A 24,649-nucleotide genomic window follows, 5' to 3' on the forward strand; every position below is an offset into this window, starting at 1 on the left:
ATGTCGCATCACGCGTATGGCCATCCGGGCCCGGCACATCTTTGACGCGCGGGCCAGGTCAAGTGTCCGCAAAAACCGGACTTACATGACAAAATTCAACGAACTGAACCTGAACCCGAAGGTCCTCAAAGCCATTGAGGAAGCCGGATACGAAACCCCGACCCCAATTCAGGAAGGCGCGATTCCTCCCGCTCTGGAAGGTCGCGATGTCTTGGGAATCGCCCAGACCGGCACCGGCAAAACCGCCAGCTTTACACTGCCGATGATCACCTTGCTGGCCCGTGGCCGCGCCCGTGCGCGCATGCCGCGCTCGCTGGTCCTGTGTCCGACGCGGGAACTGGCCGCCCAGGTGGCCGAGAATTTCGACACCTATACCAAACACCTGAAACTGACCAAGGCGCTGTTGATCGGCGGCGTCAGCTTCAAAGAGCAAGAGGCCCTGATCGACCGTGGCGTCGACGTTCTGATCGCCACTCCGGGCCGCCTGCTGGACCATTTCGAACGTGGCAAGCTGCTGCTGACCGGCGTGCAGATCATGGTGGTGGACGAAGCCGACCGGATGCTGGATATGGGCTTTATTCCTGACATCGAGCGCATCTTCTCGCTGACGCCTTTCACACGGCAAACGCTGTTCTTCTCGGCGACCATGGCATCCGAGATCGAACGAATCACGGATACATTCCTGTCGGCCCCTGCCCGGGTTGAAGTCGCCCGCCAAGCGACCGCATCCGAGACGATCGAACAGGGCGTTGTCATGTTCAAAGGCGGCCGTCGGGACCGTGAAGCAAGCCAGAAACGCAACGTGCTGCGTGCTTTGATCGACGCCGAAGGTGAAAAGTGCACCAACGCAATCATCTTCTGCAATCGCAAGACGGATGTCGATATCTGCGCGAAATCGCTGAAGAAATACGGCTATGACGCTGCCGCGATCCATGGCGATCTGGACCAATCGCAGCGGATGAAGACACTGGACGGGTTCCGCGACGGATCATTGCGTCTTCTGGTTGCATCGGACGTCGCAGCGCGCGGTCTGGACGTTCCGGCCGTCAGCCACGTGTTCAATTTCGACGTCCCCGGCCACCCCGAAGATTACGTACACCGGATCGGCCGCACCGGTCGCGCCGGGCGCGAAGGCAAGGCCATCACGATCTGCTCAGCCCGCGATGAAAAAGCCCTGGCTGCGATCGAAAAGCTGATCCAGAAAGACATCCCGCGCCTCGACAATCCGGTCAAGGAAGAGCCCAGGCCTGAAAAGCCGAAGCTCGAGAAAAAAGCCCGGGACTCCGAAGTCAAGAAAGACGCCCGGAAAGAGCGAGAGCCCAAAGCGCGTGGCCGCGGGCGCAAGGAAGACAATGGCCGGCCCGTGGTGGGTATGGGCGATCACCTGCCCAGCTTCATTGCCCTGAGCTTTGACGAACGTCGCGCCGGCTAAATCGCCAACACCAGCGCCAGTATCGAAACACCCAACAGCAACATCCCGGCGATTTCTCGCCGGGTGATCGTCTCGCGGAAAAACAGGATCGACGCCATCAGGCTGAAAATCAGCTCTACCTGCCCCAACGCTTTGACATAGGCTGCGTTTTGCAAGGTGAAGGCCCAGAACCAACAAAACGACCCGCCCAGACTGGTCAGGCCGACAAAGACACCGGTGGATCGGGTCTGCCACACCGCACGCAGCTCGGCCCGGTCGCGCCACAACAGCCACAGCCCCATGCTGACAAACTGGAACGTCACGACGGCGGCCAGGGTGATCAGTGCGCGGAACCAGGCGTCGGCATCACCCAATTGCAACGACGCCCCGCGATAGCTGACCGCGGAAAACGCAAACAAAACCCCTGATCCAAGCCCCAATTGGGACGCGCGGTTGGTCAGATGCCGCCACCAGGCACCGCCTCCACCGGGGGTTTTCGACAGCAACAGCACCGCCATCAACCCCAACAGGATCGCAACCAGAGCGCCGCCGGAAACGCTGTCGCCCAAAACCAGAAATCCGACAATCGCGGTCTGAATGACTTCTGTTTTCTTGAAGGTGATTCCAACCGCAAAATTTCTTTGTTTGAACAACGCCACAACACAGATCGTAGCCAGGATTTGAGCCGTACCTCCGATGACAGCGTAAAGCCAGAATACTTCGTTAAGTGGTGGCAGACTGGCCCCGGTTATCTGTAACGCCACAAACAACCCGGCAACGGCCAGCGGCATGGAATACGCAAACCGCGCAAAGGTCGCGCCCGCGGCAGACAGCTTCACGCGGCTCAAGGATTTTTGCAGCATGAACCGTACGGTCTGGAAGCTGGCGGCGGCGATGGTGACAGGGATCCAGAGACTCATGTCACCCGTTGTGTCGCCAAATCAGTGCTTTGGCCAGAGCGGATGCGGAACCGGGTCCTTGGCGCGCAGCAGATACTGCCGGAAAATCTGTGCATAGGAGCGGTAAACATACGCCTCATTGCAGGCCAGATACCTGTCTTTGCCATCCCGATACAACGACGGCAGCCGATACCATGGCGCGGCGGGATTCATGTGATGTACAACATGCAGGTTGTTGTTCAGAAACAGAAATGCCAGCGGCCCGTTGTCTTCGATAATCACGGTCCGCGCGCGGGATTTCTCGTGCGCGCGGTGTTCCAGAAAGGTACGGATTTTCAGCAACGCCAGCCCGACATAGGCTGAAATCAGATAAGCCCAGATCGGCATGGCCGATTGTGCAACGATCCACAGCACCGCAACCGCGCCGGGGATATGCAAAGCCCATGCCAGCAGGATCGCCCTGTCGCCGCGCCGCAGCCCCCGCCATTCGTCGCTCAGAAACAGAACCTGCCCTACAGCCGGACCCAGAACCATCCGCCCCAGAAGCGTGTTGTTCAGGGCCAGCACAGCCTGCACGCCACGCGGCAGATCCGCCCAAACCTTGGGATCCATATAGTTGGACTCGGGGTCGTCATACGGGTCGGTCAAGGTGGCATCCTGATGATGCGCCAAATGCAGATCGCGAAAACGGTTGTACGGAATGGCCAGGGTCAGCGGCAACGCCATCAGCGCCTCATTCAGCCATTTGGCTCGGAACGGGTGCCCATGCAGGGCTTCGTGCGTCAAAGACGAATGCAGGGCTGCAACAAAGCCCAATACCGGCACCGCCAACCACACCGAATCATCCGCCAGCCAGAACAGCCCGACCAGCCATGCGGCATAACAGCCGAGGATCAGGGCAAATGTACCCCATTCGGGCGATTTGGGCGTCGAGGGTTCAGCCATTGCGCCCCCACGAAATTCCGGCCCAAATTCTTTCATAGACAATGTATAGCGTCAGGCCGATGGCGGTATTCACCAGCGCCAATGCCCCGCCGACAGCAGCCGAACCCGTGGCGATCAGACCCACCAGCGTCATGGTGGCCAGACCCATGGCATTCCACACGATTGCTTTCACGACAGATCTTCGCCGTGTTTCCATTCCAAACCCCATTCTTTTTGCTTTTACAAAGGGTTTACATTTCATTTCTCACGCTGAAAATTCTGAATATGATTAACAAAACTCAACAACTGTGATATTTTTGAACTTATGCAGGAAAATATCGACAAGCGCGACCGCGCCGCTCAATTCCGCCTTCGCCTTGCCCGCGCGATGGAGGACCGCCACGTCAGCCAAAGCGCGCTTGCGCGCCATATCGGCGTGGACCGATCAACCGTATCTCAGTTGTTGACCGATCATGGTGCGCGTCTTCCCAACGCGCATGTTGTGGGTGGTTGTGCCGCGGCACTGGGCGTTTCGGCCGACTGGTTGCTGAGCCTGTCCGACAGACCGGAAAGCGCGGCAGAATTACTGGCCAGTACCCTGTCCATTACCGAAGCGCCCCGCGCCTTGGTCGATGAGCGGATTTTCGACTGGCACAAAGAAGCCGCCGGGTACAAGATCCGTCATGTCCCGGCCGCCCTGCCCGACATGCTCAAGACGCGTGCGGTACTGGAATGGGAATATGCCCCCCATCTGGGGCGCACGGCGGATCAGGCCATCGGAGCGTCCGAAGACAGGCTGACCTGGATGCGCAGTGCGCAGTCAGATTACGAAATTTCCATGCCGTTGTACGAGATCGAGAGCTTTGCAAGCGGCACGGGGTACTACCATGGCCTTTGCCCGGAAATTCGGCTGGAACAGATCGATCACTTGCTGGCCTTGTGTGAACAACTCTATCCCCGGATGCGGATCTATCTGTTTGATGCCAAAAGGCTGTATTCCGCCCCGGTAACGATTTTCGGGCCGCTTCTTTGCGTTTTTTACGCCGGAAGTCACTATTTGGCGTTTCGCGACCGGGATCGGATCAAGACATTTTCACGCCATTTCGACACTCTGGTGCGCGAGGCCGATGTGGCCGCCCGCGATTTTCCGGACCACTTGCGACAACTCAGAGCGGATGTATCCGGCAAGAGTTGATGCAGCGGCGCAAAACCTGTGCTATCGTCCCTTGGCGCGAACCATCGGGCATTCCGACCACAAACGGAGGACCACAGGAATGGACGCAATTCAAACCGCTCAATACGCACGCGCCCTGTATGCTGCGCACGGAGACCGGGCCGAGGCGGAAGCCGCGCAAAAGATGCGCGAATGCGAAGCTGCCGGAAACCAGAAAGAGGCGCAGGATTGGCAGGCGGTCCGTCAGACCATCCGCCAGATCCGGGGACCAAATCAGGGCTGAGTTACAGTTTCGGGTCGGGATTGACGGTGTGCCCATCCACCGCGATCACCTGCCCAGACACCAGCCGCGCTGCGTCTGAAGCAAGAAAGACGGCCATATGGGCGATATCCTGCGCTTCCACAAAGCGCCCCATTGAAGTGCCCGAGGCATAGCCCTGATAGACCTCATCGCGGGTCATGCCTTTCGCGGCTGCCTCTCGGGCCAAGACACCTTCCATGCGCGGGCCTTCCACGGCACCCGGGCAAATGGCGTTTGCGCGAATGCCCAGCGGCCCCAGTTCCATCGCCAGCGTTTTCATCAACCCTATGACCGCCCATTTGGCCGAGGCGTAAGGCGCTCGGAACGGATAGCCGTACTGACCGGCGGTCGAAGAGGTCAGAATGATGCTGCCCGCCCGCGCCGACTTCATCATCGGCGCCGCGTATTTGGCGGCCAGAAAGGCCCCGTCCAGATTGACCGCGACACAGGCGCGCCATGCATCAAGATCGATATCCTCGATCGCGTTGGTCGGCCCGGCGATTCCGGCATTTGCGCACAGCACATCCAGCCCGCCGGCTGACTCGACGGCCTGAAACACCGCGCTCATGTCGGCCTCATTGGTCACATCAGCCCTGTGCGTCTCCCAATGGTCGGGCAATGTATCCAGAGCTGACGGGTCGATATCCGTCACCCAGACATCATAACCGGCGGCGCCAAACGCCGCGGCCATGGCCCGACCGACGCCAGATGCCCCGGCTGTTACCAAAACGCGCCGGGTCATGAGGGCTTGCGAATGCCAGCACCCGCCCCTTCAGGGTAAGGCAAACCGGCCTGTGCCTCGGCAATCCGCGCCATCGCTGCTTCAATCCTGGGCGACGGCGGGCTGGGGCGGCGGGTTTCAAGACTGACATGCAGCAGGAAACTCTCGCCCGTGGCCAACAGCTTGTCGCCATCATACATGCTGTGAAAGACATGCAGCTTCTTGCCCTGCCCCAGCAGCATCTGCGTGCGCACATCGATCTTCGCACCTGCATGGACCTCGTCGATGTAACGGATGTGGTTTTCAGCGGTGAAATAACTGCCACCCGACGCGATGTATTCCATATCGCAGCCGATGATCTCCATGAAGCGGTCCGTGGCGGCGGCAAAAGCTTCCAGATACTTGGCCTCGTTCATATGGCCGTTGTAATCCGTCCAGTCCAGCGGCACGGCGCGGGACAGGGTCAGAATCGGCTGGCTCAGATCCGCCTGGTCCAGCGTCGGCAGGGCGCCCGGTTTCAACAGCGCATCATGCTGGTTCAGCACCGCCCCCGCACCATAGTTCTGCGCCTTGAGGGCACGCATCATGCCAACAAGGTTGTTGTCGCGAATGCGCTCCAGTTCACGGATCGAATGCATCCCTGATTGCGCGTCTGACTGATCGGCGATCAGGTCGACCAGTTCATCGGTGAATTCCGGCACGTCCATCAGCTTGGTCCAGGGCCATTTCAAGGCTGGCCCGAACTGAGCCATGAAATGTCGCATTCCCGCTTCACCTCCGGCCACGCGATAGGTTTCGAACAATCCCATCTGCGCCCAGCGGATGCCAAAGCCCATCCGGATCGCCTCGTCGATCTCTTCGGTCGTGGCGATGCCATCCTTGACCAGCCACAGCGCCTCGCGCCAGACCGCCTCAAGGAACCGGTCGGCGATATGCGCGTCGATCTCTTTCCTGACATGCAGCGGGAAGAAACCAACCGAGGTCAACAGTTCCTTGGCCCGTTCAATCATCTCCGGTGGGTTTTTGTCGGTCGGCACCAGCTCGATCAGAGGCAGCAGATAGACCGGATTGAATGGGTGCGTCACCACGATCTGTTCGGGGCGCGACGCACCGTCCTGAAGTTCCGATGGTTTGAACCCGCTGGTCGAGGATCCGATGATCGCGTCTGGATCACAAGTCTCCTGCAAGCCCTTGTAAACCTTCAGCTTCAGGTCCAGCCGCTCTGGCACGCTTTCCTGAATCCAGATGGCACCCTGTACGGCATCGGCCATGTCGTCATGAAAGCTCAGCGCGCCCTCGGCCGGCAGAGGCACATCGCTCAACCCCGGCAGGGATCGCCGGGCGTTATCCAGCACTTCGCCTATTTTGCGTTCTGCTTCGGGGTCCGGGTCGAACACCCGAACGTCCCAGCCATTGAGCAGGAACCGTGCGGCCCATCCGCCGCCGATGACACCGCCCCCGATGATTGCTGCCGTCTTTGTCATGCTGTCCTCTAATCGATACAGATTACCTGCGCGCGCCCCGCCTCATCCAGATGCGGAATGCACCCGAATTGCGGTGTCACCGCGCTGCATTGTTTGGTTTCCGACAGGCAGAACCCTGCGCAGTCAGAGGCTTTTTCGCAGGAGTTTCCAGCGTCGGGCAAAGGTTCAAAGCAGATAAACTGCCGTATCCGCCCGCCCATCTCATAGCTTCCCCCTTTGGCTTCGCAGTCCTTGCGGGCCAAAGGGTCTTCCGCGGTCTGTGCCACCCCGACCCGGGGCAGACATACAGCCAGAACCGTCGCGCAGATTACAACCGCCGATCGCATTGCTCTCTTCCTTTTGCTGGCACACCTGCGCTTTCCGGTCATGGCAAGGGGCGCAAGCAGGTCAACCTTTGGGCGCCCGTTTGACCAGGCCCAGCTTTTCGCGCACCTCGGCCGGGCCGATCACCCGCGCGCCCATGTTCTCGATGATGGTGCCTGCACGTTCCACCAGTTGCCAGTTCTCGGCCAGAACGCCTTTCTCCAGCCACAGATTGTCCTCCAGCCCGACCCGCACATTGCCGCCTGCCAAAACCGAGGCCGCCACATACGCCATCTCATTCCGCCCCAGCGAAAACGCGCTGAACGTCCAGTCATCGGGCACGTTGTTCACCATCGCCATGAAGGTGTTCAGATCATCCGGAGCGCCCCACGGCACACCCATGCACAGTTGAACCAGGGCGTTGGGTTCCAGAATTCCCTCTTTCACCAGCTGCTTGGCAAACCACAGATGGCCGGTGTCAAAGGCCTCGATCTCGGGCTTAACGCCGAGATCGGTCATCATCTGCCCCATCGCGCGCAACGCGCCGGGCGTGTTGGTCATGACGTAATCGGCCTCGGCAAAGTTCATCGTGCCGCAGTCCAGTGTGCAGATCTCGGGAAGGCACTCGGCCACATGGGCCACACGTTCGGTCGCACCAACCAGATCGGTTCCGGCCTCGGCCAATGGCAGCGGGTTTTCGATACCGCCGAACACCATGTCTCCACCCATGCCGGCCGTAAGGTTCAGCACCGCGTCAACCTCGGCATCCCGAATGCGATCGGTCACTTCACGATACAGCGCCAGATCGCGCGACGGCGCACCTGTTTCAGGGTCGCGCACATGGCAGTGCACCACGGCCGCGCCCGCCTTTGCGGCGGCAATCGCACTGTCGGCAATTTGCTTCGGCGAACGTGGCACATGAGGGCTGCGATCCTGCGTCCCGCCCGAGCCGGTCACGGCGCAGGTGATAAAGACTTCGCGGTTCATTTCCAGAGGCATGGCGTTTTCCCCAAGTTATACCCGGTTTTACCTTGGGTTTTCCCCAGGCTTCTCCCCGGATTCCGATTTGCGTTCTGACCCGACTCTGGCGCAGCCTTGGGAAAACCACTTGGCAGAATGCGAATCGAACTTGATGCAATCCGCAAAAAACATACTGCAACCCGAACATCGGGCCCTGAAAACGGCTGTGCTGGTGCTGGACGAATGCAACACGCTCAGCTTCGCCTCGGCGGTCGATCCGATGCGCGCTGCCAACCGCCTGGCGGACCGGCCCGCCTTTGACTGGGATTATGTGACCGCCACGGCGAACCCCGCGATGCTGACCAGCGCGTTGCAAGTGCCCGGCATCCCGCTTGCTCGCCTGCAAGGCTGCGACCTGATGATTGTTGTCGCGGGCTTCCAACTGGCCCGCCACGCCACACCAAGCCTGCTGGCCGGGCTGCGCCGCATTGCCGGTACCGGGGCGACGATGGCCGGGATTGACGGCGGCCCCTGGCTGCTGGCCGAGGCCGGGCTGCTGGACGGTCACCCCGCGACGACCCACTGGGAAGACCTGGAAAACTTCGCCACCCGCTTCCCCAACGTCGACGTGCGCCCTGACCGCTTTACTGTGTCGGACGGTCGCCTGACCTCGGGCGGCGCGATTCCCGCTGTCGAGATGATGCTGCACATCATCGCCGCCCGTCATGGCGCGGGTTTCGCCTCCCGTGTCTCGGGCCTGTTTCTGTATGATGGCGCGCCGGACCCCGGCACACCGCAAAGCCGCACCGGCGTTCCACATCGCCACACTGCGCTGACGGCAAAGGCGAATTCGTTGATGCAGGCATCCCTGGATGATCCCCTGCCACTGGCCCATATCGCAGACCAGCTGGGCACCAGCCCGCGCACTCTGCAACAACAGTTCCGCCTGCGCCTGAACACCACGCCGCAGGATCACTATCTGCAACTGCGCCTGGCCGAGGCCCGCCGTCTGGTCACCGACACCGACCTTCCACTGATGGATGTCGCGCTGGCCACCGGTTTTGCCTCGCAATCCAGCTTCGCCCGCGCTTTCCGCACCGCGCATGGTCAATCTGCCCGCGACCTCCGGCAAGAGCGCGCGCACCCCACCCATCACTGACCCGATCCAACTTCATCTGGCCAGAAATATCCCGGGGGAGGCACGCGCAGCGTGCCGGGGGCAGAGCCCCCTCGCCTCAGTACGGCATCGGGTGCGCCTTGTGGACAGCGTCCAGCTGGGCCAGCACGTCCTGTGACAACGTCAAATCCGCACCGGCCAAAACGTGTTCAAGCTGCGCGACCGTGGTCGCGCCAAAAATCGCCGACATCATGAACGGCCGCGAGCGGCACCAGGCCAGCGCCATATGGGTCGGATCCAGGTCATGCCGCGCGGCAACATCCAGATAGGCCGCGACCGCATCAAACACCCGGTCAGACTTGCGCCCGCCCAATTCTGGCGAAAGCGACATACGCGAGCCGCCCGGCACGGCCCCACCCTGGTATTTTCCGGTCAGCAACCCGGTCCCCAGGGGTGAGAACGCCATCAGGCCGACATCTTCATGTACGCTCAGCTCGGCCATGTCGGTATCGAACAGGCGACACAGCAACGAATATTCGTTTTGCACGGACGCCACACGCGGTGTGCCCGTCTGTTCGGCCAGTCTCAGCCACTGCGCCGTACCCCACGCGCTTTCATTCGACAGACCAAAAGCACAGATGTTGCCTTTGTCCACCTGAACCTGCAAGGCCTCCAGACACTCCTGCATGTTATCCAGAACGTCCGCGGTATTGTGCCCCGAAGGCGCATAATCCCAGTTTTGACGGAACATATAGCTGCCGCGATTGGGCCAGTGGAACTGGTAGAGATCGATGTAATCCGTCTGCAACCGCCGCAAGGACCCTTCGATGGCCTCGGGAATGGTTTTTCCCGTGATCGGCGCACCGTCGCGAACATATGACAATCCCTCACCCGAATGCTTGGTTGCCAGTACGAAATCCGCCCGGCGTGCCCTGTTGGCAGCATTCCAGTTTCCAAGAATTTCTTCGGTCCGACCAATTGTCTCTTTGGCGACAGGATTCACCGGATACATCTCGGCGGCATCCACAAAGTTGATCCCCGCATCCAGCGCCATGTCCATCTGCCGGTGCGCATCCGGTTCCGAGGTCTGCGATCCGAACGTCATCGTCCCGAGGCAAAGATCGCTCACGACAATCCCGGTGCGGCCCAGAGGCTTCATCTGCATCCTCAAATCTCCTGATAAATGGCACGGCCCGTCAGGCTTCGGCCTTCTTTTCCCACCGCCCGGATTCTTCCGACCAGTATTGCGCGGCGCATCCGGCGCCGGTCAGCGTCTTCCACTGCCCGCGTGCGTGCTGTACGGCCATGTCGTCATTGCCGTCGAACAGAATGCAAACCCGTTCCAGCGCCGACACCTCTTCGGGTTCGATCGGCGCGCCGTCCACCGCCATGACACACACCGCGCCGTTTGTGGCCTCGGCGCTGGTGGTCAGCAGGATCGGCTGCTCGGCGTCATGCGGCCCACCTTCGCGACCGTGCGGCAGGAACCCGTCCTCGGGGCCCAGCCACAGCTTTTCATCCAGCCAGTCCATCCGCGCGGGATCGGTGCCCCGCACGGCAATCTTCCACCCAGCCTGCCGCGCCTTGTCCAGCAGCACAGGCAAGGTGTGCTCCAGCGGCTGGCGGGTCAGATGGTAGAAATAGACAGCACCCATATGCTTACTCGAAATTGTCCTGCACGAACCGGCTCAGCGCGCGCACACCCCAGCCCGTGGCACCTTTGGGCGCATAGGATGTCTCGGACGACACCGAGGCCACACCCGCGATATCCAGATGAATCCACGGCGTATCCTCTTTCACGAAACGTTGCAGAAACTGCGCCGCCGTGATCGAGCCCGCCGGACGGCCACCGACGTTCTTCATGTCGGCGATGCGCGATTTGAGCAGCTTGTCATAGCCATCGCCCAAAGGCAGCCGCCACGCGCCTTCGTCCTCGGCCTTCGCCGATTTCAGGAAGGCGTCACAGAATGTGTCATTGTTCGAGAACACACCCGCATTCTCATGCCCCAGCCCGATGATGACCGCACCGGTCAGCGTTGCCAGATCGATCATGCCCACCGGTTTGAGCCGCTCCTGCGCGTACCACATCACGTCGCACAGAACCAAACGGCCTTCGGCATCGGTGTTGATGATCTCGACCGTATCGCCTTTCATCGACTTGACCACATCGCCCGGACGGGTGGCATTGCCCGAAGGCATGTTCTCGACCAGACCGACAAGGCCCACCACATTGGCCTTGGCCTTGCGCTTGGCCAACGCGCGCATCGTGCCAGCAACAACACCGGCACCGCCCATGTCCATGGTCATGTCTTCCATGCCACCGGCCGGTTTCAGCGAAATGCCACCTGTGTCGAAAACCACACCCTTGCCCACCAGGGCCAAGGGCGCATCGTCCTTGTCGCCGCCATTCCAGTGCATCACGACGACTTTGGACGGGCTGGCAGAGCCCTGCCCGACGCTCAGCAATGTACGCATGCCCAGTTCTGCCAGCTTGTCCTCTTCCAGAACTTCGACCTCAAGGCCCAGCTCCTGCATCTCGACAAGACGATCGGCAAATTCCGAGGTCGTCAGAACATTTGCAGGTTCATTGGTCAGATCACGCGTCATCCGCACGCCGTCGGCAATCGCATATAGCGGTGCAAACTCTGCTTCGGCTTCCTTGGGTTTCGAATGGCCAATCGTAATCGATCCGCTGCCTTCGCTGTCCTTGGTTTTGTGCGCGTTGAAATCATAACTGCGCAGCACCAAGCCAAGGGCCAGGTTTTCGGTCTGCGCCTGATTGCCGACCAACACCAGCATGTCCTGGCCACCCGCGCATTTGGCCAAAGCGGCACCGGCTTTGCGGGCCTCATCGGCTTCCGGGCGGCGCGGCAGCACCACGACGTCCAGCGCCTCGGCCGCCATCCCGGCCGGCCAGGCCATCGAGATGACATCGCCAGTCTTGGACTTTCCGAATTTCTCACTTTCGACAAGCCGCGCCACGGCGCCTTTCGTCAGGCGATTGGCCCGGCGCGCCGCAGGGTTCATTTTCCCGTCCGGCGGAATGATGATGGCCACCCGCCCTTCGGCCTGCGCCATCGCATCCAGATCAAACTCCTGAAAACGGACCGGTATCAGACTGCTCATTGCAAACTCCTCGAATTCTGTTCCCCAAGACCTAGCCCGCGCCGCCCGACTTGACCAGATAGCAGTTTTCCCCGCGTTTCAATTGCAGTAAGGTCCCGCAAAAATAACCGGCAGGCTCGGGGGAGAAAGACGTGACACGAGAGGGCAGGCATACGCCGTCGCGCAGGAGGACATGCATGCGCGATTTCGGCCCGTTTTCCGGCGCAAAAGGCTTGGCGGGGGCACTCTTGTGATCCTCGACCGCTATTTCGCCCGCCGCTTTGTGCAGAGCTTTCTTGTCATCGGCGGTATTTTTCTGACCTTGATGATTCTCATCGATCTGATCGAACAGATCCGCCGATTTGACGAAGTCGACCTGTCCTTCGGCCAATTGCTGCACCTGACGCTTCTGAACACGCCGGCCGCCATCAGTGAAATGCTGCCTCTGCTGGTAATTCTGTCCACCATTGCCCTGTTCGTCGGGCTGGCACGGACGTCTGAACTCGTGGTGACCCGCGCCACGGGTCGCTCGGGTATCCGCGCGCTGGTTGCGCCGGCGGCGCTGGCCCTGATCATCGGCGCGCTTGCAGTGGCATTGCTGAACCCCATCGCCGCGGCCACGTCCCAGGAATTCCAACGCCTGTCTAATTCCTATCGCAACAACGGCAGTTCAGCGCTTTCGATCAGCAGCGAAGGCCTTTGGCTACGTCAATCCGCGGAAAACGGTCAGGCCGTCATCCACGCCCGGGGCACCTCGAACGGGGATACGCTTGGCCTGGACGACGTAACCATCATCACCTTTGCGCGCGACGGCAAACCCACCCAGCAGATCGTCGCCGACAGGGCCGTGCTGGAGGACGGAAACTGGGTCCTGTCGCAGGCCAAGATCTGGAATTTGCGGGATGGGCAGAACCCCGAAACCAGTTCGGTGGAGCATGAACGGCTGGAGTTGCCGACCTCGCTGACCCGGCAGCGGATTCTGGACACGCTGGGGCAACAGGATTCGGTATCTGTTTATGATCTGCCGCAACTGATCAAAGACCTGCGCGAAGCCGGGTTTTCAACCAAGCAGTATGAAGTGTGGTTGCAGGTGCAACTGGCCCGGCCCTTCTTTCTGGTCTCGATGGTCCTGATCGGGGCCGCTTTCACCATGCGCCACGTTCGGTTCGGCGGCACCGGAATTGCCGTGCTGACTGCCGTTCTGCTTGGCTTTGCCATCTACTTCGTCCGCAATTTTGCGCAAATCCTCGGGGAAAACGGACAATTGCCCACCTATATCGCTGCCTGGGCGCCACCCTTCGCCGCCATCCTGCTGTCCCTTGGCCTGCTTCTACACGCGGAGGACGGCTGATGCGGAGCATGATTCCCCTGCTGCTGACCAGCGCGATCGCGTTGTCGGCACCGACGGTTCTGGCGGCGCAAACCACGTCGGCTGAGCCTGACCCGCAAGCGGCGCAGTCACAGGCCGAACCCGCCCTTTTGGTTGCCGACAAGGTCTTTATCACACCCGACAGGAAACTGGTGGCCGAAGGTCATGTCGAAGCCTTTCAGGGCGATACCAAGCTGTCGGCCCAACGCATCACCTATGACCGGGAAACGGGCGAGCTGACACTGGTGGGCCCCATTCGTATTGATCAGGGGGGCCAGTCGACCCTTCTGGCCGATTCCGGCCAGCTGGACAGCGGCATCCAGAACGGCCTGCTGATCGGTGCTCGGATGGTTTTCGATCAGCAAATCCAGATTGCCTCGGTTCAGGCGAAACGGGCCGCGGGCCGCTATACGCAATTCAGCAAGGTCTCGGCCACTTCCTGCCATGTCTGCACCAATGGTAAGCCACCGCTCTGGCAGATCCGCGCCCGCAAGGTCACTCATGACCAGTTGGAACGGCAATTGTACTTTGAGGGCGCGCAGCTTCGGGTGCTAGATTATCCGGTATTCTATTTCCCCTATCTGCGCTTGCCGGACCCGACTTTGGATCGCGCGACCGGCTTTCTGGTGCCGTCGATCCGCAGCACCTCGCAACTGGGAACGGGGGTCCAGGTTCCCTATTTCTTCAAGCTGGGGGACCACAAGGATCTGACCTTGACGCCGTATCTGTCGGCCAAGACCACAACGCTGGGATATCGGTATCGTCAGGCGTTCGTGAATGGGCGCATTCAGCTTGAAGGCGCCTATACCCGTGATGACGTCCAGCCCGACCAGGATCGCGGCTATCTGTTCGCCGGCGGTTGGTTCAACCTGAAGAACGATTTCCGGCTGACATTCGATCTGCAAACCACCTCGGACGACGCCTATCTGGCCGACTATGGGCTACCGGACCTGGACCGTTTGCGCAGTGAAGTCGCGCTGGAACGGATCAAACGCGACACCGCGTTCAAAACAAGCCTGATCCACTACAAAACTCTGCGTGACAGTGAAAATCAGGACGAAATCCCATCCCGCGTCTTCGATCTGAACTATGAAAAGCGGTTCTTTCCCGGCGCACTTGGTGGCGAGGTGCGGCTGGCCTTTGTCGGCCACGCTCATGAGCGCACCAGCGACGCTGATATCGTCGGCCGCGACCTGGCACGGGCCACTTTTGACGCCGAATGGCTTCGAAGCTGGACGTTTGCATCGGGCCTGCGTGCCGACGCGACGCTGGGCGCATCGGTGGATACATTCAACATCCGTCATGACAGCAACTTTCCCAGCAATGTGACCCGCTCGACCCCGCGCGCGGCATTGACGCTTCGCTATCCGATGACCCGTCGCGAAAAGACCGGCGCCGTTCAGCTTCTGGAACCGATCGCGCAGATCGGATGGACCCATGTCTCGGACACCAATGTGCCAGATGATGAAAGCACGTTTCAGGAATTCGATCAGGGCAATCTGCTGGCCCTGTCCCGATTCCCTGCCGAAGATCAGCGCGAAGACGGTGCCACCGGGGTCATCGGCTTGAACTGGGCACGTTATGGTACAGGCGGACAGCAGGCGCTGGTGACAGTGGGTCAGGTGTTTCGGGCGGATGCCGACCCGAATTTCACCCTGACATCCGGCTTGCAGGGCACCACGTCCGACTTGCTGGTGGCGGGACAAGTCACCACGGCCAACGGTTGGTCGCTTGGCGGGCGCGGTCTGATCGACAGCGATTTCAGCTTCGTCAAAGCTGAGTTGCGCGGGGCCTGGGCCTCGGAATTTGCCGGCCTGTCCGGAAGCTATATCTGGCAGGAACCGGATCCGGCGGAAAACATTGCGGATGAAATCTCGGAAATCTGGCTTCTGGGCCGCTACCAGGTCGACCAGAACTGGCTTACGAATGCCGAGGCACGCTATGATCTGAACCAATCAGAACCAATCCGGCTGGGTCTTGGCGTAACCTACCAGAATGAATGTGTTCAGGTTAACATGTCCGTAAGCAGACGCTTTACTTCAACATCCACTATTGAGCCTTCGACAGAATTCGGCTTTACCCTATCGCTGACAGGATACGCCCTTGAAGGCGGTGGTAACACATACAAGAGAAAATGCAGTTGATATCAGGTTTCTCCAGGTTTCTTCGTTCCGGTTGGCACAAACCGGTCGCGCCGGCGCTGGCCGCCGTTTTCCTCGCTTTTTCAGCGCCGCAGGTCAGCGCCCAGAGTTTGTTCTCGCCAGCGATCCGCGTGAATCAGGACATCGTCACCTGGTACGAGCTGGAACAACGCCTGCAATTCCTGAATGTTCTGGGTCTGCCCGGCGGCAGTGAAGCTGACGTCAGGGAAGCCCTGATCGAAGAAAAACTGCGCAAACAGGCCATGCGCGAAGCAGGCGTCGAAGCAGCACCGGAAGCTGTTCAACTGGGTATCGACGAGTTCGCCTCGCGCGGGCAATTGTCCACCGAACAGTTCCTGCAACTTTTGGGTGAGGCGGGCGTCGACCCGGAAACTGTCCGTGATTATGTTGCGGATCAGCTGGCCTGGCGCGATTACATAAGCTCGCGCTACCTGTCACAGGCCCGCCCGACCGAAGACGAGATTGATCGCGCACTGGGACAGACCGGTGGCGGCGGCCTTCAGGTCTTGCTGTCCGAGATCATCATCCCGGTGAACCCGCAAACCGTGGCACAGACCGAATTGCTTGCGGAAGAAATCTCGCGACTTGAAACTATCGAAGCGTTTTCAGCCGCAGCGGCGCAATATTCCGGAGCGGCAACCCGCAACGAAGGCGGGCGACTGGACTGGCTGAATATCTCCAACCTGCCTCCTGCATTGCAGCCGGTTATTCTTGGGCTCCAGAACGGTGAAATCACCGATCCCATCAGCCTGCCAAACGCCGTTGCCCTGTTTCAGCTGCGCGGGCTGCGCGAGGTGGCGACCGCTGCGCCGCCTATCTCCAAACTTGACTATGCGGCCTATTACCTGCCGGGCGGCCGCAGCGCCAACACCCTGTCGCGGGCTGCCGCCCTGCGGGAAGAGATCGACACCTGCGATGACTTGTATGGCATCGCCAAGGATCAACCCGTCGAAGTTCTGGACCGTATCGAAGCCAGCCCGTCTGAAGTACCGCGTGACATCGCCGTAGAGCTGGCAAAGCTGGATCGCAACGAGGTGTCAACAAACCTGACCCGCAACAACGGACAGACGCTGGTGTTCTTGATGCTGTGCAACCGCACCCGCGATCTGGGCGAAAACACCTCGCGGGCAGACGTAGCGAACGCACTGGCGCAACAGCGGCTACAAGCCTTTGCGGCCAGCCTGGTAGAGCAACTGCGGGCTGACGCCACCATTGTTCAGGAATGACTCGCCCGATTGCGCTCAGTTGCGGTGAACCGGCCGGGATCGGCCCTGAAATCGCGGCCAAAGCGTGGGCCGAGCTGCGCCAAACCTGCCCGTTTTTCTTTATCGGCGATGCCAGCCACCTGCCTGCTGGCACCCCCGTTGCGATAATCGAAACCCCTTCGGATGCTGTTGCAGTCTGTGATCAGGCCTTGCCCGTGCTGCACCTGAACTTCCCTGCCGCAAACATGCCCGGCCAGCCGGACCCAGCCAATGCCCCATCGGTGATCGATGCCATCGAAACCGGCGTAGACCTTGTAAAAGGGGGGGCAGCGGCCGCTCTGTGCACCGCACCCATTCACAAAAAGGCGCTGATAGACGGCGCCGGGTTTACCTATCCCGGCCATACCGAGTTTCTGGCTGCGCTGTCGGGCACCCGCCGGGTTGTCATGATGCTGGCCAGCGACCAGTTGCGGGTTGTCCCGGCAACAATCCACATTCCCCTGGCGCAGGTTCCCGCCGCACTGACGCCGGACCTGCTGCGCGAGACGATCGAAATCACCGCGCGCGGCCTGCGCGACCAGTTTGGCATACAGCACCCCCGCATCGCCATAGCCGGCCTGAACCCCCATGCCGGCGAAGGCGGCAAAATGGGCCGCGAAGAGCTTGACTGGATCGCCCCAATGCTGGCCGATCTGAAACTGAAAGATGCGACCCTGACAGGCCCGCACCCTGCGGATACGTTGTTTCATGCTGCTGCACGTGCCCGCTATGACGCGGCAATCGCAATGTATCATGATCAGGCCCTGATCCCGATCAAGACACTGGATTTCGACCGGGGCGTGAACGTCACCCTTGGCCTGCCCTTCATCCGCACGTCGCCAGATCACGGCACTGCACTGGATATCGCCGGGAAAGGCATCGCCAATCCAACCAGCCTGATCGAAGCTCTGAAGCTTGCCCAACGCATGGTACAAGGCTCTTGATCCTTCACCTGGCTGAAAATATCCCCGCCGGAGGCAAAAAATTTCTGGCACTGCCCCTACGGCCTGCGTCACGGTAATCGGATCATGAGTGCAATCGACAATCTTCCCCCTCTGCGCGAGGTCATCGCCACACATCAACTCTCGGCGCGCAAATCCTTGGGTCAGAACTTCCTTCTGGACCTCAACCTGACCGCCAAAATCGCCCGTCAGGCCGGCGATCTTGCAAACTGCGACGTACTGGAAATCGGCCCTGGTCCTGGCGGCCTCACCCGAGGGCTTCTGTCCGAAGGCGCGCGCAAGGTCGTGGCAGTCGAAAAAGATACCCGTTGCATCGCCGCCCTGAACGATATCGCCGCCGCCTATCCCGGAAGGCTGGAGGTCATCAACGGTGACGCGCTCGAGATCAACCCGCTCGAACATCTGACCCCGCCAATCCGCATCGCGGCCAACCTTCCATACAACGTCGGCACCGAACTGCTGGTGCGCTGGCTGACGCCCCCGGAATGGCCCCCTTTCTGGCAGAGCCTGACGCTGATGTTCCAACGCGAAGTGGCCGAACGCATCGTGGCCCAGCCGGGCAGCAAGGCGTATGGCCGCCTCGCCATCCTTGCCCAATGGCGGGCCGAGGCGCGCATCGCCATGTCCCTGCCCCCCGGCGCCTTCACCCCGCCGCCCAAAGTCTCCAGCGCGGTGGTCCACCTGACCGCCCTGCCCGAACCGCGCTACCCTGCTGACGCCGCGACCCTGTCGCGTGTGGTGGCCTCTGCCTTCAATCAACGCCGCAAAATGCTGCGAGCGTCTCTGAAAGGCATCGCCCCTGATATCGAGGATCGCTTGCGGGCCGCAGGTATCCAGCCCACTGAACGGGCCGAGCAGGTTCCGCTTGAAGCGTTCTGTGCCCTGGCGCGCGAAGTCCAGAACCCCTGATCACAAAAAAAGCCCCGAGGCTTGACCTCGGGGCTTTGCAATTTCTGATGCCGGCTTTATTCAGCTGCTTCCGGTGCGTCACCATCCGTTTTGGGTGCGTCTTCGGCCGCGGGCGCCGGTTTGGGCTTGCGCGCCCGTGGTTTGCGCGCAGGCTTTTCCTTCTTTTCCGGCGCAGGAGCTTCGGCGCCCTTGCTTTCCGGTGTCTCGACCAGCCCGCTTTCCGGAGCAGCATCCGGTGCGGCGAAATCCATCACGTCCGGCTGAGGCGCTTCGGCGGGATCGGCCTGTCGGGCCGCTTCGCGTTCCTGTCGTTCAGCGCGCTCACGATCACGCTCGGCCTGGCGTTCGCGGTTCTGGCGCTCCTGCTCTTCGCGGCGCGCTTCAATCTCGCGCTGCGCCTCACTCAGCATGCGCAGATAATGTTCCGCATGCTGCTGGAAGTTTTCCGCAGCGACGCGGTCGTTTGCCAACTGAGCGTCACGCGCCAGCTGATTATATTTATCAATGATCTGCTGTGGCGTGCCACGCACTTTGCCTTCAGGACCCGAGCTGTCAAAAACCCGGTTTACGACGTTACCGCCGGAAGGACGATTGCGGTTGTTCTTGGCCCGCGAGCGGGATTTGGAAGATCTCATCTTACTTTACGTCAGCCTTATCAATGCGCTGTCGCTCAACCCGCTTTTTGCACTGCTCTGAGGCGTTTGCTGTGACGGGACGTCGACTTTTTGGGCTTGGCGTCAGGGGTGCGCTGCAACAGCGTCAACCTCGCCGACTAATCCTGAGTAAACATGTCCTGACCGTGCAGACAAGAGGAATCTCGAATTTTCACACGCTTTTTTACTCGGGGCAGCGTTTTTTGGCCTCAGACAACAGTATCAACCCGGCAACCTTGCGCCGACAACGCGGTCACGCCCGTCCAGATCGGGGATTACGCAAATATCCGCCAATCCCGCCGCATCAAACAAGGCAGACACCAGATTTGCCTGTGTCGGGCCGATTTCCACAAGTATTCGCCCGCCCGGCAGCATGAAATCCGGGGCCGAGGCCGCGATCTGCCGGTACGCGCCCAGCCCGTCCCCTTCATCGGTCAGCGCCATGCGCGGCTCGTGCTCCCGCACTTCGGGCGAAAGATTCTCCATTTCGGTTACGGAAATATACGGCGGATTGGAAACAATCAGGTCAAACTGACCTTCAATGTTTTCAAACCAGTTTGACTGCACGATCTCTACCCGCCCCTGTACCTGGTGGAGCACAGCATTGGCGCTGGCCTGAAGACAGGCGGCTTCGCTCAGGTCGGCCCCAAGGCCCGAAGCGCTGGTGCGTTCCGCAAGCAGTGTAACCAGAATGCAGCCCGACCCGACGCCGAGGTCCAAAACATGGTCAAAGGGTTCGCTCAGTGCGGCCTCGATCAGGGTTTCCGTCTCGGGGCGCGGATCCAGAACATCCGAACTGACGCGAAACCTGCGCCCATAGAACTCGCGCTCGCCCAGCAGATGAGACACCGGCACCCGAATGGCGCGCAGGGAAACCAACTGGTCATAGCGTTCCGCGATTTCGGGCTGCAATTCTTCCGGGGCTATCAGTGTCACCCGGCTGGCTTCTATCCGTGCGGCATGGGCCAACAACAGGCGCGCGTCCCGCGCCGGGTCATCCACGCCCGCGGCCCTCAAGCGCGCTGTAGCGGCCACCATGGCCTGCGCAGCCGTCTGCACCCCCGTCATTGCGCCATCTCGGCCAGCAACCGGGCCTGATCATCCGCCGTCAGGGCGTCAATCACTTCGTCCAGATCCCCCTGCATCACCTGATCCAGTTTATAAAGCGTCAGGTTGATCCGGTGATCCGTCATCCGCCCCTGTGGGAAATTGTAGGTGCGAATGCGTTCCGAACGATCCCCCGATCCCACCTGGCTGGCGCGATCCGCTGAGCGTTCGCTGTCGATCCGCTGCCGCTCGAGGTCATAAAGCCGCGTTTTCAGCACCTGCATGGCGATCTCGCGGTTGCGATGCTGGGACTTCTCGGAGCTTGTTACCACCAAGCCCGTCGGAATATGCGTGATCCGCACCGCCGAGTCGGTGGTGTTCACGTGCTGCCCGCCTGCGCCGGAACTGCGCATCGTGTCGATACGGATGTCATTGGCGTCTATCTGGATGTCGACATCCTCGGCCTCGGGCAAAACCGCCACGGTCGCCGCCGAGGTATGAATCCGCCCGCCGCTTTCGGTTTCGGGTACGCGCTGCACACGGTGCACACCGGATTCGTATTTCAGCCGGGCAAAGACGTTGTCGCCCTTGATATGGGCCACCACCTCTTTGATCCCGCCCAGATCAGAAGCCTGTTCTTCGATGATCTCGAACTGCCACCCGTGGGCCTCGGCATAGCGTTGATACATACGCAACAGATCGCCCGCGAACAAAGCGGCCTCGTCCCCGCCGGTACCGGGGCGAATTTCCAGCATCGCCGGCCGCGCATCTGCCGCATCCTTTGGCAGCAGCGCCAGTTGCAGCGCGTGTTCCGCTTCGGGGATGCGTGATTGCAGGTCCGGAATTTCCTCTTCGGCCAACTCTTTCATATCCGGGTCGGCCAGCATCGCCTCGGCCTCAGCCAGATCTGCCACCAGCTGGCGCCAGGCCATGATCTGATCGACCACGGGTTTGAGGTCGGAATACTCCTTGGCCAACGCTGCAATATCGCCGCCCGATGCGCCATCCGCCATGGCTGCTTCGAGGTATTGGAAACGCTGGGTGATCTGTTCAAGTCGTTCTTCGGGGATCATCCCGGCGGTGTCTATCATCCGGGGGCTTTGGTCAAGGGCCACGTCATGCTAAGCTTGCTGTCATGAAACGGATTTTGCTTGCCCTTTTGCTGACGTCCACGCCGGTTTTCGCCGATTACATCGGCCCCGACGGCAAGACCCGCGATTGCTATTGCACCGACACGTCCGGGTCCCGCATCGAATTGGGTGAGATGATCTGCCTGCAAGTCGACGGCCGAATGTTCACGGCGCAATGTCAGATGTCCCTGAACGTGCCCATGTGGCGCGAGGTGCAGGAAGGGTGTTTATCGTCCGGGTTGCAGAGCGATCCTGTTGACCACTTTGACCAGGATGAGGCGTCCTGAGCGCCGGCAGAACGGTTACATCTGCTCCAACCACCCATCAACCCGTGCCTTGTTCACCCCGAAATCCCTGCGACCGAACCGCAAACGGCCATGGATGCGCAGCGTGTCGCCGTCCTGATGAACAGTAGTATAGTCGGGAAAGCCGAACCATTTCGTGCGGGTGACATAGGTGATCATCCCCTCATCGACTGAACCCGCCAGTACCGAGGTACGCGGCGTGGCGCGGGCGATCTGGTCAAGGCGTTGCAACCCGTCCGGGCCGGTTTCGACAACGCGCAGAACACCATCTGGCAAGTCCTGATCATCCGCGGCCACAGGCGCGATATGCCATTGGGCCGGAGCAGACGGGGCCAGCCGGATATATGCGCCCAGCCCGAGCACCAGCGCGATCACTGCCCACAGAACCATATTTCTCATCCCGCGTTACCCTTTCGCAGAAACTGTAAGCGGATCAGGCGCCGGGGCAAGCCGTTCCGGGCCGGTTTACCGTGACGTCACACCCGGCAGGATGCACAGCATTTCATAGATCAGGTTGGCTGCCGTCAGGGCCGTGTTGCCGGATGGGTCATACGGAGGTGAAACCTCGACCAGGTCACACCCCACCATATTCACGCCCTGCAATGCGTGGATCAGTTGCAGCGCCTGCGGCGTGGTCAGCCCGGCAATTTCTGGCGTACCCGTGCCCGGTGCAAAGGCCGGATCCAGGCTGTCGATGTCATAGGTGACGTAAACCGGATGATCCCCGATGATCTTGCGGATCTGAGAGCCGATCTGCGTCAGGTTCTGCTGCCACAACTCCCAGGCCGGGAACTGGCGGAAGCCCCAATCCCTGGCCTCGGTGAAATCCGAAGCCGCATAACCCGATCCGCGAATGCCGATCTGAAAGGTCTTGTCGGGGACGATCAGCCCCTCTTCATAGGCGCGGCGGAAGACGGTTCCGTGGGTCTCTTTCTCGCCGAACATCTCGTCATTCACATCTGCATGGGCATCCACATGCACCAGGGCCACCGGCCCATGTTTTGCCGCAATGGCCCGCAGGATCGGGAGGGTGATCGAATGATCGCCCCCCATCGCCACCGGGGTCACGTTCTTTGCCAGGATCGCATCATAGCTTTCCCTGATGATCCTCAGGCTGTCCGCAAGCGAGAAGGTGTTGATCGCCAGATCCCCGATGTCGGCGATTTGCAAGCTGTCGAACGGAGCCGCCGAGGTGGCCATGTTGTAGGGCCTTATCATCGCGCTTTCGCTGCGGATCTGTTTTGGTCCGAACCGGGTGCCCGACCGCCACGACGTGCCGATATCCATCGGAATTCCCAGAACCGCCACATCCAGCCCCGCCAGCGAGGCCGCCTGCGGCAGGCGCATAAACGTATTCGGCCCCGAGAACCGCGCCAGATCATTGCCGCTGACCGGTTGATTGAATTCATTCATGCGCGTTTTATCCCCATCCCTTCAACTTTCTTTACCCAGCACATACCGGAAGTATGGCTAACCAATGGTTAATACGCATCCAAACGGTTATGTTTTTGCCAGCTTGTTCCAACCCAACAGGCAGACGATCTGCGTTGCCACATGGGCACCCGCAATCGCCGTGGCGCCGGATGTATCGAACGGCGGAGACACCTCGACCACGTCGCCGCCCTTGATGTTGATCCCGGCGATGTCGCGCAGGATGATCTGCGCCTGAATGGAACTCAAACCACCCCAAACCGGCGTGCCGGTGCCGGGGGCAAAGGCCGGGTCCAGACCGTCGATGTCGAAACTCAGATAGACCGGGCTGTCGCCCAGAATACCCTTGATCTTCTGCGCCACGGCAGCGGGGCCGGATTCATAGACCTCGCGGGCGTCGATGATGTTGACGCCCAGCGTGTCCTCGTTGGTGGTACGGATCCCCACCTGAACCGAGCGTTTCGGATCCACGATCCCCGACTTCACCGCCTTGTAGAACATGGTGCCGTGGTCCACCCGGCTCATGTCGTCATCGGCCCAGGTGTCGGTATGGGCATCGAACTGCAACAGCGACATCGGCCCGTATTTCTCGGCATAGGCCTTGAGGATCGGAAAGCTGATATAGTGGTCGCCCCCCAGCGTGACCGAGGCCACATCCGCCGCCAGAATGGTGCGGATATGGTCGGTCAGCGTATCGGGAAAGGCGGGGATGTTGGCATAGTCATAGGCCATGTCGCCGTAATCGATGATTGCCAGCTCGCTGAGCGCATCGAAGGGCCAGCCATAGGGCGCATCGGGCGATTGCAGGGCGCTCGCCTCGCGGATCGCACGTGGGCCCAGACGGGTGCCCGGGCGGTTGGTCACCGCCTGATCGAACGGCACACCGGTCACGGCGATGTCGGCGCCCGTCAGATCCTTGGTGTAGAGACGCCGCAGAAACGAGGTCGCCCCGCCAAAGGTGTTTTCATAGGACAGGCCTTTGAGGTCCGGGTTGGTGAATGCCTCATCCACCTGGTTTTTTGCGTCTTCCAGTGCCAT

General features: G+C 60.6%; 26 protein-coding genes. 10 read left to right on the forward strand and 16 right to left on the reverse strand.

Annotated features, from left to right (window positions below):
- Nucleotides 1-85 precede the first annotated feature (85 nt).
- On the forward strand, nt 86-1,432 hold the full coding sequence (locus tag AC2FF8_RS01960) for a DEAD/DEAH box helicase (RefSeq protein ID WP_496878800.1): 1,347 nt from the start codon (nt 86-88) through the stop codon (nt 1,430-1,432).
- Here the strand turns inward: AC2FF8_RS01960 and AC2FF8_RS01965 are convergent.
- Genes AC2FF8_RS01965 through AC2FF8_RS01975 form a run of 3 tightly spaced genes read right to left on the reverse strand, consistent with a single transcriptional unit; the run spans nt 1,429 to nt 3,451 of the window.
- A complete protein-coding gene (locus AC2FF8_RS01965; RefSeq protein ID WP_496878801.1) occupies nt 1,429-2,331 on the reverse strand; it encodes an EamA family transporter in 903 nt (300 codons plus the stop codon). The genes AC2FF8_RS01960 and AC2FF8_RS01965 overlap by 4 nt on opposite strands.
- Before the next feature lie 21 nt (nt 2,332-2,352).
- Nucleotides 2,353-3,255 carry a fatty acid desaturase gene (locus AC2FF8_RS01970; RefSeq protein WP_496878802.1) on the reverse strand — a complete coding sequence of 301 codons (903 nt, stop codon included), beginning with the start codon at nt 3,253-3,255 and terminating at the stop codon, nt 2,353-2,355.
- Nucleotides 3,248-3,451, reverse strand: coding sequence for a DUF2061 domain-containing protein (locus AC2FF8_RS01975; RefSeq protein ID WP_170344057.1), 204 nt, complete (start codon nt 3,449-3,451; stop codon nt 3,248-3,250). The genes AC2FF8_RS01970 and AC2FF8_RS01975 overlap by 8 nt, the downstream gene beginning before the upstream one ends.
- Before the next feature lie 108 nt (nt 3,452-3,559).
- Here AC2FF8_RS01975 and AC2FF8_RS01980 point away from each other — a divergent pair, with 108 nt between their 5' ends.
- Entirely contained in the window at nt 3,560-4,429 is an 870-nt protein-coding gene (locus AC2FF8_RS01980; protein WP_496878803.1) for a helix-turn-helix domain-containing protein, read from the forward strand.
- 79 nt (nt 4,430-4,508) lie between these two features.
- Nucleotides 4,509-4,691, forward strand: coding sequence for a hypothetical protein (locus AC2FF8_RS01985; protein ID WP_117868740.1), 183 nt, complete (start codon nt 4,509-4,511; stop codon nt 4,689-4,691).
- Nucleotide 4,692: 1 nt separating this feature from the next.
- Here the strand turns inward: AC2FF8_RS01985 and AC2FF8_RS01990 are convergent, their stop codons facing one another.
- The 4 genes from AC2FF8_RS01990 to bcoG form a co-directional block, all read right to left on the reverse strand.
- Nucleotides 4,693-5,451 (reverse strand): SDR family oxidoreductase, encoded by a 759-nt coding sequence (locus AC2FF8_RS01990; protein WP_496878804.1) that lies wholly within the window; start codon nt 5,449-5,451, stop codon nt 4,693-4,695.
- Nucleotides 5,448-6,914 (reverse strand): carnitine 3-dehydrogenase, encoded by a 1,467-nt coding sequence (locus tag AC2FF8_RS01995; protein ID WP_496878805.1) that lies wholly within the window; start codon nt 6,912-6,914, stop codon nt 5,448-5,450. The genes AC2FF8_RS01990 and AC2FF8_RS01995 overlap by 4 nt, the downstream gene beginning before the upstream one ends.
- Before the next feature lie 8 nt (nt 6,915-6,922).
- A complete protein-coding gene (locus AC2FF8_RS02000) occupies nt 6,923-7,240 on the reverse strand; it encodes a hypothetical protein (RefSeq protein ID WP_496878806.1) in 318 nt (105 codons plus the stop codon).
- Nucleotides 7,241-7,301: 61 nt separating this feature from the next.
- Entirely contained in the window at nt 7,302-8,216 is a 915-nt protein-coding gene (gene bcoG, locus AC2FF8_RS02005; RefSeq protein WP_170344052.1) for a 3-dehydrocarnitine:acetyl-CoA trimethylamine transferase BcoG, read from the reverse strand.
- A gap of 133 nt (nt 8,217-8,349) precedes the next feature.
- Between bcoG and AC2FF8_RS02010 the strand changes: the two genes are divergently transcribed.
- A complete protein-coding gene (locus AC2FF8_RS02010; protein WP_170344051.1) occupies nt 8,350-9,336 on the forward strand; it encodes a GlxA family transcriptional regulator in 987 nt (328 codons plus the stop codon).
- A gap of 76 nt (nt 9,337-9,412) precedes the next feature.
- Here AC2FF8_RS02010 and AC2FF8_RS02015 read toward each other — a convergent pair whose 3' ends face one another.
- From AC2FF8_RS02015 to AC2FF8_RS02025, 3 genes are read right to left on the reverse strand one after another with little or no spacing between them, the layout of a single operon-like run.
- Nucleotides 9,413-10,459 (reverse strand): aldo/keto reductase, encoded by a 1,047-nt coding sequence (locus AC2FF8_RS02015; RefSeq protein WP_496878807.1) that lies wholly within the window; start codon nt 10,457-10,459, stop codon nt 9,413-9,415.
- 31 nt (nt 10,460-10,490) lie between these two features.
- Entirely contained in the window at nt 10,491-10,949 is a 459-nt protein-coding gene (locus tag AC2FF8_RS02020; protein ID WP_257598856.1) for a DNA polymerase III subunit chi, read from the reverse strand.
- Nucleotides 10,950-10,953: 4 nt separating this feature from the next.
- Nucleotides 10,954-12,420: a leucyl aminopeptidase gene (locus AC2FF8_RS02025; RefSeq protein WP_496878808.1), complete on the reverse strand. Its 1,467-nt coding sequence runs from the start codon at nt 12,418-12,420 to the stop codon at nt 10,954-10,956.
- A 229-nt stretch (nt 12,421-12,649) separates the two neighbouring features.
- On the opposite strand from AC2FF8_RS02025, the gene lptG reads away from it, so the two are divergent.
- The 5 genes from lptG to rsmA all read left to right on the forward strand — a co-directional run bounded on the left by lptG (nt 12,650) and on the right by rsmA (nt 19,045).
- Complete coding sequence (gene lptG / locus AC2FF8_RS02030) at nt 12,650-13,750, forward strand: LPS export ABC transporter permease LptG (RefSeq protein WP_496879265.1); 1,101 nt, start codon at nt 12,650-12,652, stop codon at nt 13,748-13,750.
- Nucleotides 13,750-15,912 carry an LPS-assembly protein LptD gene (locus AC2FF8_RS02035; protein WP_496878809.1) on the forward strand — a complete coding sequence of 721 codons (2,163 nt, stop codon included), beginning with the start codon at nt 13,750-13,752 and terminating at the stop codon, nt 15,910-15,912. The genes lptG and AC2FF8_RS02035 overlap by 1 nt, the downstream gene beginning before the upstream one ends.
- A complete protein-coding gene (locus AC2FF8_RS02040; RefSeq protein ID WP_170344046.1) occupies nt 15,903-17,156 on the forward strand; it encodes a peptidylprolyl isomerase in 1,254 nt (417 codons plus the stop codon). The genes AC2FF8_RS02035 and AC2FF8_RS02040 overlap by 10 nt, the downstream gene beginning before the upstream one ends.
- A complete protein-coding gene (gene pdxA, locus AC2FF8_RS02045; protein WP_496878810.1) occupies nt 17,153-18,118 on the forward strand; it encodes a 4-hydroxythreonine-4-phosphate dehydrogenase PdxA in 966 nt (321 codons plus the stop codon). The genes AC2FF8_RS02040 and pdxA overlap by 4 nt, the downstream gene beginning before the upstream one ends.
- Nucleotides 18,119-18,202: 84 nt before the next feature.
- On the forward strand, nt 18,203-19,045 hold the full coding sequence (gene rsmA / locus AC2FF8_RS02050) for a 16S rRNA (adenine(1518)-N(6)/adenine(1519)-N(6))-dimethyltransferase RsmA (protein ID WP_496878811.1): 843 nt from the start codon (nt 18,203-18,205) through the stop codon (nt 19,043-19,045).
- A gap of 56 nt (nt 19,046-19,101) precedes the next feature.
- Here rsmA and AC2FF8_RS02055 read toward each other — a convergent pair whose 3' ends face one another.
- From AC2FF8_RS02055 to prfA, 3 genes are all read right to left on the reverse strand, one after another.
- Entirely contained in the window at nt 19,102-19,680 is a 579-nt protein-coding gene (locus tag AC2FF8_RS02055) for a DUF4167 domain-containing protein (RefSeq protein ID WP_171167801.1), read from the reverse strand.
- A 240-nt stretch (nt 19,681-19,920) separates the two neighbouring features.
- The gene (gene prmC, locus AC2FF8_RS02060) at nt 19,921-20,766 is read right to left on the reverse strand and encodes a peptide chain release factor N(5)-glutamine methyltransferase (protein ID WP_496878812.1); all 846 of its coding nucleotides are present in this window, start codon (nt 20,764-20,766) and stop codon (nt 19,921-19,923) included.
- On the reverse strand, nt 20,763-21,818 hold the full coding sequence (prfA, locus tag AC2FF8_RS02065; protein ID WP_171232029.1) for a peptide chain release factor 1: 1,056 nt from the start codon (nt 21,816-21,818) through the stop codon (nt 20,763-20,765). The genes prmC and prfA overlap by 4 nt, the downstream gene beginning before the upstream one ends.
- A gap of 62 nt (nt 21,819-21,880) precedes the next feature.
- Between prfA and AC2FF8_RS02070 the strand changes: the two genes are divergently transcribed.
- On the forward strand, nt 21,881-22,162 hold the full coding sequence (locus AC2FF8_RS02070) for a hypothetical protein (protein WP_170344041.1): 282 nt from the start codon (nt 21,881-21,883) through the stop codon (nt 22,160-22,162).
- 15 nt (nt 22,163-22,177) lie between these two features.
- On the opposite strand, the gene AC2FF8_RS02075 is transcribed toward AC2FF8_RS02070, so the two are convergent.
- The 3 genes from AC2FF8_RS02075 to speB (AC2FF8_RS02085) form a co-directional block, all read right to left on the reverse strand.
- On the reverse strand, nt 22,178-22,579 hold the full coding sequence (locus AC2FF8_RS02075; RefSeq protein ID WP_170344040.1) for a DUF1499 domain-containing protein: 402 nt from the start codon (nt 22,577-22,579) through the stop codon (nt 22,178-22,180).
- 66 nt (nt 22,580-22,645) lie between these two features.
- Nucleotides 22,646-23,593, reverse strand: coding sequence for an agmatinase (gene speB, locus AC2FF8_RS02080; protein WP_496878813.1), 948 nt, complete (start codon nt 23,591-23,593; stop codon nt 22,646-22,648).
- Nucleotides 23,594-23,680: 87 nt separating this feature from the next.
- A complete protein-coding gene (gene speB, locus AC2FF8_RS02085; RefSeq protein ID WP_152458210.1) occupies nt 23,681-24,649 on the reverse strand; it encodes an agmatinase in 969 nt (322 codons plus the stop codon).

This window comes from Ruegeria sp. YTSA144, from assembly GCF_059610125.1.

Bases quoted from the DNA above. Each gene is read 5' to 3' on its own strand.
- AC2FF8_RS01970 (WP_496878802.1), bottom strand. From the start codon at position 3,255: ATGGCTGAACCCTCGACGCCCAAATCGCCCGAATGGGGTACATTTGCC.
- AC2FF8_RS02015 (WP_496878807.1), bottom strand. From the start codon at position 10,459: ATGCAGATGAAGCCTCTGGGCCGCACCGGGATTGTCGTGAGCGATCTT.
- speB (WP_152458210.1), bottom strand. From the start codon at position 24,649: ATGGCACTGGAAGACGCAAAAAACCAGGTGGATGAGGCATTCACCAAC.
- AC2FF8_RS01965 (WP_496878801.1), bottom strand. From the start codon at position 2,331: ATGAGTCTCTGGATCCCTGTCACCATCGCCGCCGCCAGCTTCCAGACC.
- AC2FF8_RS02010 (WP_170344051.1), top strand. From the start codon at position 8,350: ATGCAATCCGCAAAAAACATACTGCAACCCGAACATCGGGCCCTGAAA.
- AC2FF8_RS01985 (WP_117868740.1), top strand. From the start codon at position 4,509: ATGGACGCAATTCAAACCGCTCAATACGCACGCGCCCTGTATGCTGCG.
- AC2FF8_RS01960 (WP_496878800.1), top strand. From the start codon at position 86: ATGACAAAATTCAACGAACTGAACCTGAACCCGAAGGTCCTCAAAGCC.
- AC2FF8_RS01975 (WP_170344057.1), bottom strand. From the start codon at position 3,451: ATGGAAACACGGCGAAGATCTGTCGTGAAAGCAATCGTGTGGAATGCC.
- AC2FF8_RS01990 (WP_496878804.1), bottom strand. From the start codon at position 5,451: ATGACCCGGCGCGTTTTGGTAACAGCCGGGGCATCTGGCGTCGGTCGG.
- AC2FF8_RS02000 (WP_496878806.1), bottom strand. From the start codon at position 7,240: ATGCGATCGGCGGTTGTAATCTGCGCGACGGTTCTGGCTGTATGTCTG.
- AC2FF8_RS02075 (WP_170344040.1), bottom strand. From the start codon at position 22,579: ATGAGAAATATGGTTCTGTGGGCAGTGATCGCGCTGGTGCTCGGGCTG.
- AC2FF8_RS01995 (WP_496878805.1), bottom strand. From the start codon at position 6,914: ATGACAAAGACGGCAGCAATCATCGGGGGCGGTGTCATCGGCGGCGGA.
- speB (WP_496878813.1), bottom strand. From the start codon at position 23,593: ATGAATGAATTCAATCAACCGGTCAGCGGCAATGATCTGGCGCGGTTC.
- pdxA (WP_496878810.1), top strand. From the start codon at position 17,153: ATGACTCGCCCGATTGCGCTCAGTTGCGGTGAACCGGCCGGGATCGGC.
- AC2FF8_RS02070 (WP_170344041.1), top strand. From the start codon at position 21,881: ATGAAACGGATTTTGCTTGCCCTTTTGCTGACGTCCACGCCGGTTTTC.
- prmC (WP_496878812.1), bottom strand. From the start codon at position 20,766: ATGACGGGGGTGCAGACGGCTGCGCAGGCCATGGTGGCCGCTACAGCG.
- AC2FF8_RS02035 (WP_496878809.1), top strand. From the start codon at position 13,750: ATGCGGAGCATGATTCCCCTGCTGCTGACCAGCGCGATCGCGTTGTCG.
- AC2FF8_RS02055 (WP_171167801.1), bottom strand. From the start codon at position 19,680: ATGAGATCTTCCAAATCCCGCTCGCGGGCCAAGAACAACCGCAATCGT.
- AC2FF8_RS01980 (WP_496878803.1), top strand. From the start codon at position 3,560: ATGCAGGAAAATATCGACAAGCGCGACCGCGCCGCTCAATTCCGCCTT.
- AC2FF8_RS02025 (WP_496878808.1), bottom strand. From the start codon at position 12,420: ATGAGCAGTCTGATACCGGTCCGTTTTCAGGAGTTTGATCTGGATGCG.
- AC2FF8_RS02020 (WP_257598856.1), bottom strand. From the start codon at position 10,949: ATGGGTGCTGTCTATTTCTACCATCTGACCCGCCAGCCGCTGGAGCAC.
- bcoG (WP_170344052.1), bottom strand. From the start codon at position 8,216: ATGCCTCTGGAAATGAACCGCGAAGTCTTTATCACCTGCGCCGTGACC.
- AC2FF8_RS02040 (WP_170344046.1), top strand. From the start codon at position 15,903: ATGCAGTTGATATCAGGTTTCTCCAGGTTTCTTCGTTCCGGTTGGCAC.
- prfA (WP_171232029.1), bottom strand. From the start codon at position 21,818: ATGATCCCCGAAGAACGACTTGAACAGATCACCCAGCGTTTCCAATAC.
- rsmA (WP_496878811.1), top strand. From the start codon at position 18,203: ATGAGTGCAATCGACAATCTTCCCCCTCTGCGCGAGGTCATCGCCACA.